17 protein-coding genes are annotated in these 16,304 nt (G+C 33.7%); 8 read left to right on the plus strand and 9 right to left on the minus strand.

Annotation, left to right across the window (positions count from 1 at the left end; genetic code table 11):
* The first annotated feature begins 19 nt into the window (after positions 1-19).
* From ftsH to HYD3684_RS02575, 8 genes are all read left to right on the plus strand, one after another.
* On the plus strand, positions 20-1,930 hold the full coding sequence (gene ftsH, locus HYD3684_RS02540; RefSeq protein ID WP_015419126.1) for an ATP-dependent zinc metalloprotease FtsH: 1,911 nt from the start codon (positions 20-22) through the stop codon (positions 1,928-1,930).
* Positions 1,931-1,998: 68 nt separating this feature from the next.
* Complete coding sequence (leuC, locus tag HYD3684_RS02545; protein ID WP_015419127.1) at positions 1,999-3,273, plus strand: 3-isopropylmalate dehydratase large subunit; 1,275 nt, start codon at positions 1,999-2,001, stop codon at positions 3,271-3,273.
* 11 nt (positions 3,274-3,284) lie between these two features.
* On the plus strand, positions 3,285-3,506 hold the full coding sequence (locus tag HYD3684_RS02550; protein ID WP_015419128.1) for a DUF2892 domain-containing protein: 222 nt from the start codon (positions 3,285-3,287) through the stop codon (positions 3,504-3,506).
* Positions 3,500-3,874 carry a holo-ACP synthase gene (gene acpS / locus HYD3684_RS02555; RefSeq protein ID WP_015419129.1) on the plus strand — a complete coding sequence of 125 codons (375 nt, stop codon included), beginning with the start codon at positions 3,500-3,502 and terminating at the stop codon, positions 3,872-3,874. Before HYD3684_RS02550 ends, acpS begins: the two co-directional genes overlap by 7 nt.
* Positions 3,868-5,127 (plus strand): diaminopimelate decarboxylase, encoded by a 1,260-nt coding sequence (gene lysA, locus HYD3684_RS02560; protein ID WP_015419130.1) that lies wholly within the window; start codon positions 3,868-3,870, stop codon positions 5,125-5,127. The genes acpS and lysA overlap by 7 nt, the downstream gene beginning before the upstream one ends.
* Positions 5,128-5,154: 27 nt before the next feature.
* Complete coding sequence (locus tag HYD3684_RS02565; protein WP_015419131.1) at positions 5,155-5,643, plus strand: V4R domain-containing protein; 489 nt, start codon at positions 5,155-5,157, stop codon at positions 5,641-5,643.
* Positions 5,643-6,908 (plus strand): adenosylhomocysteinase, encoded by a 1,266-nt coding sequence (gene ahcY, locus HYD3684_RS02570; protein ID WP_015419132.1) that lies wholly within the window; start codon positions 5,643-5,645, stop codon positions 6,906-6,908. The genes HYD3684_RS02565 and ahcY overlap by 1 nt, the downstream gene beginning before the upstream one ends.
* 54 nt (positions 6,909-6,962) lie before the next feature.
* Complete coding sequence (locus HYD3684_RS02575) at positions 6,963-8,333, plus strand: FAD-linked oxidase C-terminal domain-containing protein (protein ID WP_015471343.1); 1,371 nt, start codon at positions 6,963-6,965, stop codon at positions 8,331-8,333.
* On the opposite strand, the gene HYD3684_RS02580 is transcribed toward HYD3684_RS02575, so the two are convergent.
* Genes HYD3684_RS02580 through HYD3684_RS02620 form a run of 9 tightly spaced genes read right to left on the minus strand, consistent with a single transcriptional unit; the run spans position 8,326 to position 16,140 of the window.
* Positions 8,326-8,853, minus strand: a complete 528-nt coding sequence (locus tag HYD3684_RS02580) for a cytochrome b/b6 domain-containing protein (protein WP_015419134.1) — start codon at positions 8,851-8,853, stop codon at positions 8,326-8,328. The two genes, HYD3684_RS02575 and HYD3684_RS02580, sit on opposite strands and share 8 nt — an antisense overlap.
* 42 nt (positions 8,854-8,895) lie before the next feature.
* Positions 8,896-10,104 (minus strand): type II secretion system F family protein, encoded by a 1,209-nt coding sequence (locus tag HYD3684_RS02585; protein ID WP_015419135.1) that lies wholly within the window; start codon positions 10,102-10,104, stop codon positions 8,896-8,898.
* On the minus strand, positions 10,104-10,922 hold the full coding sequence (locus HYD3684_RS02590; RefSeq protein ID WP_015419136.1) for a hypothetical protein: 819 nt from the start codon (positions 10,920-10,922) through the stop codon (positions 10,104-10,106). Before HYD3684_RS02590 ends, HYD3684_RS02585 begins: the two co-directional genes overlap by 1 nt.
* Positions 10,919-12,883 carry a type II and III secretion system protein gene (locus HYD3684_RS02595; RefSeq protein WP_015419137.1) on the minus strand — a complete coding sequence of 655 codons (1,965 nt, stop codon included), beginning with the start codon at positions 12,881-12,883 and terminating at the stop codon, positions 10,919-10,921. The genes HYD3684_RS02590 and HYD3684_RS02595 overlap by 4 nt, the downstream gene beginning before the upstream one ends.
* Positions 12,873-13,178: a hypothetical protein gene (locus HYD3684_RS02600; protein WP_015419138.1), complete on the minus strand. Its 306-nt coding sequence runs from the start codon at positions 13,176-13,178 to the stop codon at positions 12,873-12,875. Before HYD3684_RS02600 ends, HYD3684_RS02595 begins: the two co-directional genes overlap by 11 nt.
* Positions 13,162-13,923 (minus strand): hypothetical protein, encoded by a 762-nt coding sequence (locus tag HYD3684_RS02605; RefSeq protein WP_015419139.1) that lies wholly within the window; start codon positions 13,921-13,923, stop codon positions 13,162-13,164. The genes HYD3684_RS02600 and HYD3684_RS02605 overlap by 17 nt, the downstream gene beginning before the upstream one ends.
* The gene (locus HYD3684_RS02610) at positions 13,913-14,716 is read right to left on the minus strand and encodes a hypothetical protein (RefSeq protein WP_015419140.1); all 804 of its coding nucleotides are present in this window, start codon (positions 14,714-14,716) and stop codon (positions 13,913-13,915) included. The genes HYD3684_RS02605 and HYD3684_RS02610 overlap by 11 nt, the downstream gene beginning before the upstream one ends.
* A gap of 43 nt (positions 14,717-14,759) precedes the next feature.
* Complete coding sequence (locus HYD3684_RS02615; RefSeq protein ID WP_015419141.1) at positions 14,760-15,542, minus strand: MBL fold metallo-hydrolase; 783 nt, start codon at positions 15,540-15,542, stop codon at positions 14,760-14,762.
* 10 nt (positions 15,543-15,552) lie between these two features.
* Positions 15,553-16,140: a hypothetical protein gene (locus tag HYD3684_RS02620; protein WP_148233654.1), complete on the minus strand. Its 588-nt coding sequence runs from the start codon at positions 16,138-16,140 to the stop codon at positions 15,553-15,555.
* Positions 16,141-16,304 lie beyond the last annotated feature (164 nt).

A 16,304-nucleotide genomic window follows, 5' to 3' on the forward strand; every position in this document is an offset into this window, starting at 1 on the left:
CGTTTTGGAGGTAAGTGCTTTGCAAACAGCTAAGAATATCCTTATTTGGTTTCTAATTATAGGTTTTATGATAGTGGCTTTTAATCTGTTTGAGGAAAAAGGTTCATCCTCACCAAGTGCAACTCCTATGTCTTTAACAACGTTGGTAAACATGGTAAAACAAAGCAAGATAGGTGAGGCTGATATCAAAGGCGATAAGATAATAGCTTATACCAAAGACGGCCAGAAAGTAGAAACCTATATTCCAAAAGGTTATACATCTATTATAGATGAAATGATAAAAGATGGAGTAAAGGTAAAAGCTTCCCCATCTGGCGGAGAAGATATATCCTCCAGTGGAAACTGGCTTGTATCAATGCTAATATCTTGGTTTCCAGTGCTTTTGTTTGCTGGTATTTGGATTTTAATGATGAGACAAATGGGAAATGGTGGACCCACAAGAGCTTTCTCTTTTGGAAAATCAAAGGCAAAAGTTTATATAGAAGAAAAACCAAACGTAAAGTTAGACAATGTAGCTGGTATGGATGAAGTTAAAGAAGAGGTGGCTGAAGTTATAGAATACTTAAAAGACCCAGCAAGATTTAGAAAATTAGGTGGTAGACCTCCAAAAGGCATACTATTTTATGGAGAACCAGGTGTTGGAAAGACCCTTTTGGCTAAGGCTCTTGCGGGAGAAGCACATGTACCTTTCATATCGGTATCTGGATCAGATTTTGTTGAGATGTTTGTAGGTGTAGGTGCAGCTAGAATGAGAGATACGTTCGAAACAGCTCGTAAAAATGCTCCTTGTATAGTATTTATAGATGAGATTGATGCGGTAGGAAGAACCAGAGGGGCTATCAACCTAGGTGGTAACGATGAAAGAGAGCAAACGTTAAACCAGCTTCTAGTCGAGATGGATGGCTTTGACACTTCTGAAGGCATACTCATAATAGCAGCTACAAATAGACCGGATATTTTAGACCCAGCCCTTTTAAGACCTGGAAGGTTTGATAGGCAAATATTTATTCCAAAGCCAGACGTAAAAGGAAGATACGAGATATTAAAAGTCCATGCTAAAAATAAACCACTTGCAAAGGATGTAGATTTGGAACTTATAGCAAGAGCAACACCAGGGTTTACTGGAGCTGACCTTGAGAACATATTAAACGAAGCGGCACTTTTGGCGGCTAGAAAAAGAAAAGATCTTATACATATGGAGGATTTGGAAGAGGCTATAGATAGAGTTATGATGGGATTGGAAAGAAGAGGTATGGCCATATCACCAAAAGAGAAAGAAAAAATAGCCGTTCATGAAGCAGGGCACGCTTTAATGGGACTTATGATGCCAAACGCTGATCCTCTTCACAAAGTTTCAATTATACCAAGAGGTATGGCTTTAGGAGTGACTACACAGCTTCCACTAGACGATAAGCATATTTACGACAAAGCAGATCTTCTTTCAAGAATACATATACTTATGGGTGGAAGATGTGCAGAGGAAGTGTTTTATGGTAAGGATGGTATAACTACAGGAGCAGAAAACGATCTTCAAAGAGCTACCGATTTAGCTTACCGTATAGTAGCTACTTGGGGAATGAGCGAAAATGTAGGACCAATATCTGTAAGAAGGAATATCAACCCTTTCCTTGGTGGTTCTACAGTCATGGAAGGTAGCCCAGATCTTCTAAAAGAGATAGACAAAGAAGTACAAAAACTCCTCGCATCTGCTTATGAAGAAACAAAAAGAGTTATAGCCGAGAACAAGGAAGCCTTAAGCAGTGTGGTCAAAAGACTAATAGAAAAAGAGACCATAGACTGTAAAGAGTTTGTAGAGATACTTAGCTTACACGGCGTTGAGATAAAAAATGCTTGTAAACAAGAGGAATCTTTAGAGAAAAAAGAAAATAACGTAGAGCCTAAAGTTGATAAAGATGTGGTTAACATATGAGGAAACCACTGTTGACAATAAATTTCTCATATTGTAAAATAGTTAGCTAGATTTTAAGAGGTGATTATATGGGACATACTATTACTGAAAAAATAATTGCAGATCATGCTGGGAAAAAGGAAGTGTTTCCTGGAGAGCTTGTTACTGCCAAAATAGATTTGGCAATGGCCAACGATGTCACTGCTCCTTTGTCCATAAAAACTTTAGAAAAATACGGCATAGAAAAAGTATTTGACAAGGACAAAATTGCACTTGTCCTATCTCATTTTGTTCCAGCAAAAGATATAAAATCTGCAGAACAAGCCAAAATAGTGAGAGATTTTGCTAAAAAACACAATATAAAATGGTTTTTTGGGGAAGGTGAAGGTATAGAGCATACATTGTTGCCAGAAAACGGAATAGTCGTGCCAGGTGATTTGGTAGTAGGAGCTGACTCTCATACTTGCACCTACGGAGGTATTGGAGCTTTTTCTACAGGTGTAGGAAGTACAGACTTAGCTTATGCTATAGCCACTGGCGAGATATGGTTAAAAGTGCCAGAATCGATGAAATTTATATTCTACGGAAAGCTTAATAAGTGGGTTAGTGGTAAAGATTTGATACTTTATACGATAGGTCAAATAGGTGTTGACGGTGCGCTTTACAGAGCTATGGAGTTTGACGGAGAAGCCATAAGAAGCTTGGACATATCCCAGAGACTAACCATAGCAAATATGGCGATAGAAGCTGGTGGAAAAAGCGGTATCATATCTCCAGATGAAAAAACCATAGAATATGTAGAAAAAAGAGCAAAGAAACCCTACAAGATATATCAAAGCGATAAAGATGCACACTATGTAGAAGTATACGAGTGGGATGCTTCTTCTATCGAACCTATGGTGGCATGGCCTTATTTACCATCAAATGTACATCCAGTATCTGAATCTACTCATATAACTATAGATCAGGCTTTTATAGGTTCTTGTACAAATGGTCGTATTGAGGATTTGAGAATAGCGGCAAGCATATTAAAGGGTAAAAAAGTTCATCCTTACACGAGATGCATTGTCATACCAGCTTCAAAAAATGTATACTTGCAAGCTCTTCATGAAGGTTTGATAGATATATTTATAGAAGCTGGGTGTGCCGTTAGCACATCAACATGTGGTCCTTGTTTAGGTGGGCATATGGGAATACTCGCTAAAGGAGAAAGATGTATATCTACTTCCAATAGAAACTTTCCTGGTCGTATGGGTCATCCACAAAGTGAAGCTTATTTGGCAAGCCCAGCCGTAGTTGCTGCGAGTGCTGTTTTGGGTAGAATTGCTCATCCTGAAGAAGTAGCTTCTGAAGTATTAGTATAAAGGAGGTAAATATGGATTTTCTTAAAAGCCTAACAATTAATCAAGGCCTAAGATTGTTATCTGGTAGTATGCTTCTTTTTATTTTCCTATTTGGTATATTGGGTTCTGATGTAGGTTTCCTTTGGAAACTTCTCATACTGTTTATGGCTATAAATCAAATACAATCTGCTTTTACAAATTGGTGCCCAGCCATTACAATGCTTAAGAATCTAGGGTTAAAAGAGGATTGTTAGGTATAGACATTGTAAAAAACATAAGGATAGCTAAAGCCCTAGAAAGGTTTGGTTATCATTTTTTAAATAGGGTATATACAGAGTACGAAATAAATTTATGCAAAATGAATATTGAATGTCTAGCTGGTAGATTTGCTGCTAAAGAAGCTTCTATAAAAGCTTTCTCATTTTTATCCGTTAGACGTTTTAGCTTTAAAGATTTTGAAATAGTAAAGTCTAAAAACGGGATACCGGAGTTAAGGATTAAAGATACTCATACAAATGATTTCCTAAAGGCTCAAAAATTAAAACCTTTTATATCCATATCTCATGAGAAGGAGTTTTCTGTGGCCGTTTGTTATATCACAAGAGAGGAGAGAATATGCTAAAAGATTACAACAAGTATTTAGATTACAAAGAAGATAAGTTATTTTTAGAAAATGTGGATTTAGAGGAGCTTGCTAAAGAATTTGGGACACCTCTTTACGTGTATTCGGCTTCTTACATAAAAGACAAAGCTAAAGCCTATAAAGAAGCGTTCGAAGATACGGATTTTCATTACGCTTTGAAGGCAAATGGAAATTTAAGCATTGTAAAGCTTTTAAAGGATGAGGGTTTTGGAGCTGACATAGTTTCTGGCGGCGAGCTTAGAAAAGCTATAAAAGCCGGGATAGAGCCTTCTAAGATAGTTTATGCTGGTGTTGGTAAAACTATACAAGAGTTAAAAGCTGCCGTTGAAGCAGAGATTAAAATGTTTAACGTAGAATCTTCAATGGAACTCGATATATTAAACGATATAGCAAAAAATCTTGGGAAAAAAGCCAACGTAGCAATAAGAGTAAATCCTGACGTAGACCCTAAAACCCATCCTTATATATCCACTGGTATGAAAAAAAGCAAATTTGGAGTTGATATAAAAACTGCTTACAAAGAGTATCAGTATGCTAAAAGCCTAAAACACCTTAATGTAATAGGTATACACTGTCACATAGGTTCCCAGCTTTTGGATGTATCACCCTATATAGAAGCTTCTGAGAAAGTAAGAGAGCTTTACGACAAGCTTGTAAAAGATGGGTTTGATATTAAGTATATAGATATGGGAGGAGGCTTAGGTATAAAGTATAAACCCGAAGAGCAGGAACCACATCCTAAAGATTTAAAAGAAGCTTTGTATCCGGCTTTTAAAGATATAAAAGCAAGGCTTTGTTTAGAACCTGGCAGATCGATGGTAGGCAACGCTGGTATCTTGATAACAGAAGTGCAATTTTTAAAAGATAAAGGTCATAAACATTTTGTAATAGTAGATGCTGGCATGAATGACCTTATAAGACCCTCCATATACGGAGCTTATCACCACATAGTTCCTACCCACAACAAATATAAAGAAGATTTTATTAAAACCGATATAGTAGGACCAATATGTGAAACTGGAGACTTTTTAGCTCAAGACAGAGAAATACATAAAGTAGACAGAGGAGATTATCTTGCAGTATTAAGCGCCGGTGCTTATGGATTTTCTATGTCAAGCCATTACAACATAAGGCCAAGAGCTGCAGAAGTGCTTGTAGAAAATGGAAAATATAGGCTTATAAGAAGCAGGGAAACTTACGATTACATAGATTACGACGAAGCTATTTTATGATGTTATAATAGTAGGGTGGGTGAAAATATGGAATTTAGAGATAATCTAAGGATATTAGCGGAAGCTATAGAAAGGGAGTCCGTTTTAATACATAGATCAGCTCTTATAGATGGTTATAAAGAGCTTTTCAAGTTAAACAAGCTAGGCATAGGTACCTTTATTAAAAAGGCAGCAGAGCTTGGAGGGAAGAAGGGTGCAATAACTTTGAAAGAACGGTATGAAGTAACCACAGATAAGCTTTCAGAGGCTTTAGACTTACTCACTATAATAGCTGAATCATCAAGACTAATAACGTTTATGGAAACATCGGTGGAAAACATGGAAATATATGTAGAGGGCTCTATACTTGTAGAAGCTATACCACAAAGCAAAAAACCTGTTTGTGAGCCAATGGCTGGATTTTTCAGCGGTTTTTTAACAGAATTATTACAGACAAAATATAACGTTGTAGAGGTATCCTGTCAAGCTCAAGGACATGAAAAATGCACTTTCAAAATAAAAAAGGAGGCTAAATAATGAACTACGATATAAAAGATATTAATTTGGCTAAACAAGGAAAGGATAGAATTGAATGGGCTGGCATTGATATGCCCGTATTAAAATCTATAAGAGAAGAGTTTTCTAAGACAAAACCTTTTCAGGGTATAACCATAGGAGCCTGTCTTCATGTAACTACAGAAACAGCAAATCTTATGATAACATTAAAAGAAGGAGGAGCAAACGTATATCTTTGTGCTTCAAACCCGCTTTCAACTCAAGATGATGTAGCTGCTTCATTGGTAAAAGATTATGACATACCTGTATTTGCAATAAAGGGTGAGGATAACAATACATTTTATAAACATTTAAGAAGCATCCTAGATAAAAATCCAAATATACTAATAGACGATGGAGCTGATTTGATTTCTACTGCTCACAAAGAATACGAAGAGCTAACCAAAAAGATTTTTGGAGCAATGGAAGAAACAACTACAGGTGTTATAAGACTAAAAGCTATGGCAAAAGATAAGGCTCTTAAATTTCCAGTTATAGCAGTAAATGATGCTCTTACAAAGCATATGTTTGACAACAGATACGGCACTGGCCAATCAACTCTGGATGGTATATTAAGAGCCACCAACAGGCTTATAGCAGGTTCTACGTTTGTAGTTGCTGGTTATGGTTGGTGTGGTAAGGGAGTAGCTATGAGAGCAAGAGGCATGGGTGCTAATGTTATAGTTACAGAAGTAGACCCTTTAAAAGCGTTAGAAGCTAGGATGGATGGTTTTTTGGTTATGCCAATGGAAAAAGCAGCTCCATTGGGAGATATATTTGTAACCGTAACAGGAAATACAAAAGTGATAAGGCAAGAGCATTTTGAAGTGATAAAAGACGGAGCTATCGTATCAAACTCAGGACATTTTGACGTAGAGATAGATGTCAGATATTTAGAAAGTGTTGCATTGGAAATAAACGAAAGAAGGCCTATGGTTAAAGAATATATTATCAACACTAAAAGCGGTAAAAAACGTATATACGTGTTGGCAGAAGGAAGACTTGTAAACTTAGCAGCAGCCGAAGGTCATCCAGCTTCTGTTATGGATATGTCTTTTGCCAATCAAGCACTATCAGCAGAATTTATTTTAAATAACCATAGCAAATTAGGAAAAGATGTGTATAAAGTGCCAGATGACATAGACCAAAAAGTAGCTAAACTAAAGCTTGATTCCATGGGCATAGAGATTGATATACTTACACCAGAACAGATAGCTTATATGTCCTCCTGGGAACATGGTACATAATCTCTAATGATTAAAACCCTTGACTTGCTTAAGATTTAAGCTATTATCTAATACATGGAAAAAAAATTAAAAAAACTTAAAAACGCTTTGGGCGATAAAATTAACGATTCTATAGTAGAAAGAAAACTCTACTCTTACGATGCCACTGCCATTCCAATAGAACATATTACTCCTATAGCTGTAGCTTTTCCCACATCTTCAGAAGATATAGAAACAATAGTAAAAATCTGTTATGAAGAAGATATACCCATTGTACCAAGAGGTGCCGGATCAGGTTTGACAGGTGGCGCTACACCTGTTGTAGAGGGGTCTATCGTGATATCCCTTGAAAAAATGAATAAATTTTATGTAGATGTAGACAACACCACAGCTTACGTGGAGCCAGGGGTTGTTACATCGGAGTTGCAAGACTACGTGGAGTCTCTAGGATTATTTTATCCGCCAGATCCCTCTAGCTTTAAATATTCTACTATAGGTGGCAACATAGCAGAAAATGCCGGTGGTCCAAGGTGTTTGAAGTATGGGGTTACAAGGGAATATGTGTTAGGGCTAGAAATGTACATAAAAGAAGGAAAGCTGTTAAAAACTGGAAATCCCATTATAAAAGATGTAGCAGGATATGATCTAACTAGACTTGTAGTTGGTTCGGAAGGAACACTTGGTATAGTATCAAAAGCTATATTAAAATTGATACCAAAACCACCTTACAAATCAACCATAATGGGCATATTCAACAACATAGAAAATATAGGTAAATCTGTAACTAAAATACTGACGTCTGGTATATTGCCTTGTGCATTGGAATTTATGGATAAAAATTCTATACAAGCTGTACAAAAATTCTATCCAGCAGGTATTCCAGAAGATGCCGAAGGAGTCTTGCTGATAGAGCTTGACGGACAAAAAGAAAGTGTAGAAAAAGAAAAAATGGAGGTATCCAACATACTAAAGTCTTTAGGAGCTGATGTTATACCAGCCCAAAACCCTCAACACGAACAAAAACTTTGGAGTGCAAGAAAAAATATAGGTCCAGCCCTTGCTAACATCAAATCCGGTAAGATAAACGAAGATATAGTTTTCCCACGGATATATCTATCTGAAGCACTGCAAAAAATAAACGAAATAGCAAAAAAATATAACCTTACTATAGTAAACTTTGGGCATATAGGAGACGGCAACCTCCACGTAAACATACTTTACGATAAATTAAACAAAGAAGAATTAGAAAGAGCAGAAAAGGCAGTAGATGAAGTATTTGAGTTAGCTCTTCATTATCAAGGTTCTATCACTGGCGAACATGGTGTTGGTCTTACTAAAAAGAAATTTTTAGAATGGCAGTTAAAAGATGTTGGTATTGAGCTTTTAAAAGCCATAAAACAAAGTTTTGATCCAAAAAATTTATTTAATCCAGGCAAAGTTATTTAGAAACTATTCTATGCAACAAAGCCATAAACATATGACCTACCATATAAACCCACATTGAATTTCCAAAAAAATCATGAATTTCCATAAAAAAATGAATGATTGGTTTTAAAGATGGATCTTTCAAAGAAAATGGAAACAGAAAGTGCATTATAACACCTGCTACAAGCACTATGCTAACGTCTATTAAACCAAGCCCATGAGCAAAACCAGGAAGCCCAGGCCTTGGTCCAGTCTCTGCTAGTTTAAACTTTGTAAGGTTTTTAAAATCATTGACTACTTCATCCCATCTATTGTAAGGGAAAAAGTGAGATCTTATAGAAGCATTTGTTAATATATATATCCATAGAGCTATTATAACACCAGCTAGAATAGGACCTATTGTTATATGAATGTTAAATAGCAAATATGGAAGCCCTTGTTTCTTAGAGCTCATGAAAAGCGATAGCAACAGCTGCAATGCTATCAAAGGGGCAAAAGTCCAATGTAAAAATTTATAAGTATTTGACCAATCCCTATGCATACATAAAATATACCATATAGTTGTGAAAAAAATATAAAATAGTTAAGATTTTATCAACGAGCCTATTTTAAATATTGGCATATATAGAGCTATTAATATAACACCTATTATACCTCCTATTATTACAATCATAGTAGGCTCTATCAAAGATATCATAGCATCTATTGCTTTATCTACTTCGTCTTCGTAAAACCTTACGATACTTTGTAACAAATCATCAAGGCGTCCGGTGTCTTCGCCTATTTTAACCATAGATATAAAAAGATCGTCAAATAGCCCTGTCTCTTTTAGAGATAGCCATAGCGGTTTTCCTTCTTTTACAGATTTAGAGGCTTTTTCTATCCCCTCTTTTACTATTTGCATTGTGCTAGTTTGAGATATTAATTCCATAGATCTATCCAAAGACACACCGCTAGAAAACAAAGACGATAACGATGTAGCAAAGGAGTTCATCATTATTTTATGGAAAACATTGCCTAAAACAGGTAGTTTTAACAGTGTTTTTTCTATTCGTTTTTTAAACTTCATATTATTTTGATAAAGGCGCTTAAAAACAAAACCTGAAATAAAAAGAAGAATTACAAATTTTAATATATTTTCATGTAAAAAATTAGAAGCTTTTAAAAGCATTAACGTAGGGAGAGGTAGCGATGCGCCGAAACCTTTGTATATGCTAGCAAATATTGGTACCAAAAAGTAAATAATGGCTGTTGTTATAATGGTGGCTATTATAAGTACAAAAGAAGGATAAAAAGAAGCGCTTTTTATTTTACCTTTTATTTTAGCTAATTTTTCATAATATTCTGAAGCCAAAATTAGTGATCTATCTAGCTGTCCGGTTTCTTCTCCTGTTATTACTAGACTTATAAGAAGCGGTGGAAAAACATTTTTTCTTTTTTGCATCGCTTGACCTACAGTAAGCCCTTCACTAACATCTTTAGCAACTTCTAAAAGCGTTTTTTGAAAATATTTGTTATGTATTTGTTTTGCTGCCATTTCAAAAGCTTGTGGTACACTTATACCTACTTGAATTAAAAACCCAAGCTGTCGCAATACTAAAGATAATTCTTTTTCTTTCACTTTCTTACCAAAGGAAAAAGAAAGAGTTCTCTCTTTGGCAAGCTCTATAGATACAGGAATAAGTTCTTTGGAAGATAATATTTGAGCTATCACATCTTGATTTTGAGCTTCTATAACGCCTTTTTCTACTTTACCATCTTTTGTATAAGCTACATATTGAAATTTAGGCATCAGTAAATGCTTCTGTTAACCTGTAGAAGATAACAATCAAAATCGTAAGGAGGAAAGATCTCCCCTCTAACATGCAAAAGATTTCTTAATCTGTCGTAAAAATCATGATCTTCTGCAAACAAGCTTGAATACACAAGTTTTACATCTTCTAACCCTAGAAAAAGTGCTGAACTGTCAATATCTTTCAAAATACTTTCCTTTTGCTCATTAAAGTTAGTTATATCTACTTTTTTATAATCTATAAATCTTTCTCCTAGTTTTAATAAAAAATAATAATCTTTATTAATATAAACAGCATTTATAGGTATATTTACATTCAATTCTATCAAGGCGTTTATAAAATATACCACAAAATGAGATACACTTTTTACGTTTAACCCATATTTTTTAAAAGATTTTTCAGCAAGTATCACATCCTCTTTTTCCGCATAAGCCACCAAATATATATTCCCATCATCAGTTTTCAACAATATGTCATAAGCTAAATAATGCTTGTTTAATTTATGACCAATATCAGTTTCAAGCGATAGCTTTAAAGCATTCTCAATATCTTTTTGTTTTATAGCTTTTGGTAAAAACCTAGTCTTAACTATGCTAAGTCCTACATCTAAAATTATATGGGCGTCGCCTGGCTCTATATTTTTAAATAAAGAAGCATTTGATCTTATATCATCAATTATAGTATAAGAATCTTGACTTTTCTCATGCTTTGTTATCAATTCACAAGAATCTTTTTTTAAAAGCGTTAAACTAAAATAAGTATTAGATAGAAAAATACTATAAGCTTTTTTATGTTTTAAACCTAAACTTAACTTCATTTCTCAACCCTCTTAGCGGTTATGAATATAAAAAGATTTGTGTTATTTTTTGATTCGTTTTTTGTCATACCAATATTACCAACAATTGGAACCTTATCCAATCCTGGTATTCCTTGTAAACCATTGCTTTCATTCTTAAGCCCCACTCCTCCTATCGCTAAAGTTGCGCCGTCAGATAAAACTATCGATAGAGAGTTGCTATTTTGGTTTATAGTAGGTTGTCCATTGGCCGCTAAAGGACCTAAAGACATGTTTTGAATATTTATATTTAGCAATATTTTACCATTAGGCAGCACTTGAGGTGTAACTTTTATGGAGTTAAGAACATTCTGTAATGTAACTGTAGGCACTGCTTGGCCCGGAGTTGATATTGTGGTAAATGGATATTCAATGCCTTGGGTTAAAGACGTTGGCTGATCATTCATAGCTAACAAAGTACTTTTGAAAACGCTCTTTGCTTTGTTTATAGATTCTAACGCTTGAATCTCAAAACCTAGGACATGAAACTTGCCTTCTGAATATATGCCTGATATCAAACCGTTAGGAGCGTTTATAGGTGTAGCTGTAACCTCTGGGCTACCACCACTACCTATAAAACTAAAAGCATTTGCCAGTGGACTTGTTGGATTAAAATTGCTGGTATTTAAAATCGTGATACCTCTACCTGCGTAAGAACCGCCTATGCCTAAGCCTAATTGTTTCTGATAGTCTTTGCTTATCTCAACAGCTTTTACGTCTATCTGTATATATAGTGGTTTGGTGGATATATATTCTTTTAGATGTTTTTTTATATCTTCAAGGTTTTGAATATAATCTACTACCGTTACAGCATCCATTTTATTTATAGGTGTTACTATAGCTTTGTCTGAAAGATAAGGTTTTATAAGCTTTTCAAACTTATCAAGCGTGATATATTTTATATAAAATGTTTGGGATTTCATTACGTTTTGTCTTGGAGCGCTTGAGACATAGGCTGAAAGCACTTTTTCACAAGATATAACGTTACTTGGATTACCAGTTAGTATTATGGCTTTAAACTCTTCGCTTTTAGCTACTTTTTTAAGTTTACAGGATTTTGCTAAATTATACGCTTTTTCCAAGTCTTTTTTTATAAATAAAACCTCTGTAATATATTTTGGTTTAAGAGACACATATTGAGGAAAATAATCTAATATATCTTCAATGTTTTGTGGATAATCTTCTAAAATGATTTTGTTACCTTCTTCATGTATTATAACGGCGTCTTTTGAAAGATAATGAGTTATAAGTTTTTCAAAGTTAACAGGGCTTATGTTGTAAACATAAAGCGGAACACTTATCATTGCTTCTCCAGGTCTTGGTGGTTGTGCAAAATATGGTTTTAGCTTTTCATTTACTTGCTTTATAGCCTTTGGAGAACCACTAACTATTATTACACCAAGTTCATCAGCTCTATAAACCTTAAGTATACCTTTAATAGGTTTAATTAGTGAATACGCTTCTTCAGCAGATATACCTCTTAATATCATCGTTTCAGTGTTTACTAATTCCTCTCTATTAACACTTTGCAAAGAACTTGGTGTAGTAGCCAAGCTTCCACTTTTTAAAAGGGAAGACAAAGGTGGCAAACCACTAGGTGATGTGCTCGCTTCACATTTTCCAGAGTTTATAACTACTATACCATTTGTTGTAGTATAAGTTAAGCAATATTCTCTTATAATGTCATGAAATAGTTGATCTGCTGATATAGGTTTTGTAATACTTATATTCACTTTTTCATCCTTAAATTTTGGACCAAATATAATGCTTTTATTATCTATAGTTGCTATTGTTTTAATTACATCAGATAGATTAGCATTCTCAAATTTCATATTTCTTATAGTTACAGCGTAAGAATTGTTCATAATCATTAGGTTAAAAGCAAAAAACGATAGTGTAGCCAAAAGTTTATGTTTAAATCTGTTCTTCAATTTATTTTTCATCGGTATTTCCTCCTTGATTGTTTATGTTGCTGACTATGTTGTTTACGCTTTTCAGAACTTTTGCTGGATTTTCCTTTACCGGAATAAGCCCTATGCCATTTCCATTAGATACTACTATAAAATGTTTTACAACACCATTTTTTTCTACACTTACATATCCTTCGGCATTTTGTAGATTATAACCATTTATAGAACTTGGTAAACCTTGAGAATAAGACATGTTCACTAAACCAATTAGCAGTAAAACTATAATACCTTTACCAATACTAAATAAAATGTTATTTCTTTTTTTCATTTTTTAATCCTCCTTGCTCTTGGGGAAAAGTAGATATTAAATTGGCAGTTAAATTGAAATTTTTATCAAAATATACAAATCCGAATTTATTTACTTTGAGCGTATCTTTTTCTTGGATAGAACCAACACATAATCCATTTATATCGATATTGTAGCAACCATTAACATACTTAAAAGAAGAAAATGGAGAACTATTTTTAAAAGAGCTAGCTTCTATGGATATATTTACAATATTTGGATTTATATTAACAGGATTGGTATTTATGCTTATATAAGATGGATATATACCATTAGCTGTAAAACTATCTAAAGCAAAATCTACAAAATGATATAAAGAAGAATATTGCTTATAATAGTTATCAAATATATTATTTATATCTTTAAAGCTATAAACGAGTTCGTTTAATTTATCGTATTTAGCTTTTAAAGAAAATACTTGATTGTTTAGCATAGATAACCTATCTTGATAAGGTTTGACAGCCTGTAATTTTTCATTATAAGCATGTTTAAGTGATAAGTTAGAGAAAAACAAAAAAGTGTCTAAAATTAGAAAAATTATAGTAGCGATTAGGGATAAAGACAAGATTATAAAACTGGGGCTTTTTATCTTCTCTTCGTCTAAACTAACATGTAACAAAGAAAATATAGCTTGAGTAGGAATCTTTGAAATGAAAGAACTCTCATTGGAAAGTCTGTCTTTAAGCAAGTTGACATTTAGCTTTTTAAGTTTATTTTTATTTGGCATTTTTGACTCCCTGTTTTTCGTTAAAATGCTCTTTGCTTGTAATACTAGAAACAACATAGCCTGACATACACAATATTACTGGTTTAGATGTATCTAAAAATTGAGAATATACATTTGTTGTATCTACAATGTAGAAGCTTTTATCTTCAAAAATATTGTTGCTGCATTGAGATTTGCCGAATCCAAATTTAACGCTATTAATAAATAAAAACGGATAAGCTGGGTTTGGTTTATTCAAAGAAGATAAAAAGCTTTTTATATTGTTTTGTGATACAGCCACTGTTAATTTCACTGGTAAAATTTCAACATCAAAAAGTTCTTGCATATGTTCAACATTTTTGGATTTCTTATTGTTTGCTTTAGGTTTTAATACTGTAACCTCTTTCCCGTTTTTATCAACTGTAACATCTCTTGGTATACCTTCTTCCATAGATGTAATATAGCCTCCTGCTTTTGATATAGCAGAAGATAAAACTATTGGTATTTGATTTGGTGTAGTGGCATAAGCATAATTTATGTTGGGATTTAAAAGCTCTGCTTGCAACTTTGGTATTTGGCTTTTATAGTAAAGAAGTTGTTTTTCTAGGGCAATGCTTTGCAATTTCAATTGTTCCAAAGAAGGTAAGCTTGATATCTTTCGTTCTATTTTACCTCTTTCAGCTGTTTGCTTGAAATAAAAATATACAAATATCCCTGGCAACAAAACAGCTATAAAGATAATAACTATGTTTTTATCCCTTTCCGTAAGGGAATTATACCAGTTTAAAACTTTTTCCTTAAGTTCATTCATCATATGTTCCCTAAATCGGCTTTTATTTTAAAAACTTTATACGTGCTCATAAAATCTTGTTTTTATCCAATGTTTTAGGATAAAATTCCTCAGCTATATCTACACCACATTTTAATTCCCATAAGAAATCTAACAAGTTATTTATATTATCACCGCTATACAAATATCCATGCTGAGGAGCGATGATATGCGGATTTAGTTCTCTTACATAATTTACCCACAACCTTAAAGTCTTGTTTGAAGACATATATCTTGTATGAAATGGTGTAATACATCTTTTGTAAATAGGCCAATCTGTTACCCATACATCGTTATGAGGACAGCCTTGAGCACCAGCACCGATATCTCCAGAAAAAAGTATGTTTGATATGGGATCGTACAAATTCAAATTTCCTGGCGAATGATTGAAATAAGCTGGTACTACCAATAGATTAGCATCTCCTACTTTTATAATACCCCCATTGTCATCTATAGAAATAAACGATGAAGGATCGTCTATATTATAATGAGGGATAAACCTATGCCACACATGAGACATGTATACTTTTGCATCCATAAATACTCTTAACCATGTGCCAACGCCTCCAGCTACGTCAGGATCTTGATGGGATAAAAAGATAGCCACAAGGTCTTCGGTAGAGTCCAGATATTTTAACAGCCTTTGAGATAGTTTTGGATATAAACCAAATCCTCCTGGATCTAATAGTATACCTTTACCATTGTTTACTATCAGATATTGATTTGTTGGCACACCATCTTCGTTGGCAGCTTCGCTAAATCCTAAAAGTATAAATTTATGTTCGGAGTTTTCAAATAAAATCCTTTCCATGATATGATCCTCAAGAACCTAATTGAATTGGTTTTATCAAATTATCCCACACATTTGTAACTTCTTGGAATACCTGAGTGAATCCAGCAAGTTCTACCAAAGCCATTTTAGCTCTCTTTGAATCCTCCTCTATGTGATTTCTAGCAAGCTCGAGTTGTTCTCTAGCAAAAGCATCTATTTCCTTTATCTGCTCATCAAGCTTATTTTTAAGTTTTGCTAATGTATTTTCTATATTACCTTCTAAGGCGCTAAACACTTGATAAGTATGTTTTTTTATTGCATAAATTATATCTACTATCAAAGAGTCAAGGTCTCTTATGTTGTAAACTGTTTTTTTAAAGAATAAAAATCCTCTTTTTTCTCGAGTTATATATTCATCATAGTCTAATTTGATATCTGAAGTAGACTTTACTAACTCGCTTAATATAGATATTAAATCTTCCATTTTGATTTGTATATCTACTTTTAATTCTGGGAAAAATGAATCTACATCCATGTCAGATTTTATTATCTCGTTGATTCTTTTTATAGTAGCATTATATTCATCTCTAACAAAAGATAGTTTTTGTTGAACTATAACAACATTTTGATCTAACATCGTCTTTATTTGTTTAATAATATCATCAATATATTTTGAAAACACTATGGATCCTTCTTCTGTTATCTTCTTGATTTGATTTTCTAATATCAAATATATCTCTTCTTTAGATTTTATTTCTTTTGAAGATAACCTATCTTTTACGTTTTCTATTTCTTTATTTA

Source organism: Hydrogenobaculum sp. 3684 (genome assembly GCF_000213785.1).
Taxonomy (GTDB): Bacteria; Aquificota; Aquificia; order Aquificales; family Aquificaceae; genus Hydrogenobaculum.

Bases quoted from the DNA above. Each gene is read 5' to 3' on its own strand.
- HYD3684_RS02600 (WP_015419138.1), bottom strand. From the start codon at position 13,178: ATGAAAAAAAGAAATAACATTTTATTTAGTATTGGTAAAGGTATTATA.
- HYD3684_RS02565 (WP_015419131.1), top strand. From the start codon at position 5,155: ATGGAATTTAGAGATAATCTAAGGATATTAGCGGAAGCTATAGAAAGG.
- leuC (WP_015419127.1), top strand. From the start codon at position 1,999: ATGGGACATACTATTACTGAAAAAATAATTGCAGATCATGCTGGGAAA.
- HYD3684_RS02590 (WP_015419136.1), bottom strand. From the start codon at position 10,922: ATGAAGTTAAGTTTAGGTTTAAAACATAAAAAAGCTTATAGTATTTTT.
- HYD3684_RS02595 (WP_015419137.1), bottom strand. From the start codon at position 12,883: ATGAAAAATAAATTGAAGAACAGATTTAAACATAAACTTTTGGCTACA.
- HYD3684_RS02585 (WP_015419135.1), bottom strand. From the start codon at position 10,104: ATGCCTAAATTTCAATATGTAGCTTATACAAAAGATGGTAAAGTAGAA.
- HYD3684_RS02605 (WP_015419139.1), bottom strand. From the start codon at position 13,923: ATGCCAAATAAAAATAAACTTAAAAAGCTAAATGTCAACTTGCTTAAA.
- lysA (WP_015419130.1), top strand. From the start codon at position 3,868: ATGCTAAAAGATTACAACAAGTATTTAGATTACAAAGAAGATAAGTTA.
- HYD3684_RS02575 (WP_015471343.1), top strand. From the start codon at position 6,963: ATGGAAAAAAAATTAAAAAAACTTAAAAACGCTTTGGGCGATAAAATT.
- HYD3684_RS02620 (WP_148233654.1), bottom strand. From the start codon at position 16,140: ATGTTAGATCAAAATGTTGTTATAGTTCAACAAAAACTATCTTTTGTT.
- HYD3684_RS02615 (WP_015419141.1), bottom strand. From the start codon at position 15,542: ATGGAAAGGATTTTATTTGAAAACTCCGAACATAAATTTATACTTTTA.
- ahcY (WP_015419132.1), top strand. From the start codon at position 5,643: ATGAACTACGATATAAAAGATATTAATTTGGCTAAACAAGGAAAGGAT.
- HYD3684_RS02550 (WP_015419128.1), top strand. From the start codon at position 3,285: ATGGATTTTCTTAAAAGCCTAACAATTAATCAAGGCCTAAGATTGTTA.
- HYD3684_RS02580 (WP_015419134.1), bottom strand. From the start codon at position 8,853: ATGCATAGGGATTGGTCAAATACTTATAAATTTTTACATTGGACTTTT.
- HYD3684_RS02610 (WP_015419140.1), bottom strand. From the start codon at position 14,716: ATGATGAATGAACTTAAGGAAAAAGTTTTAAACTGGTATAATTCCCTT.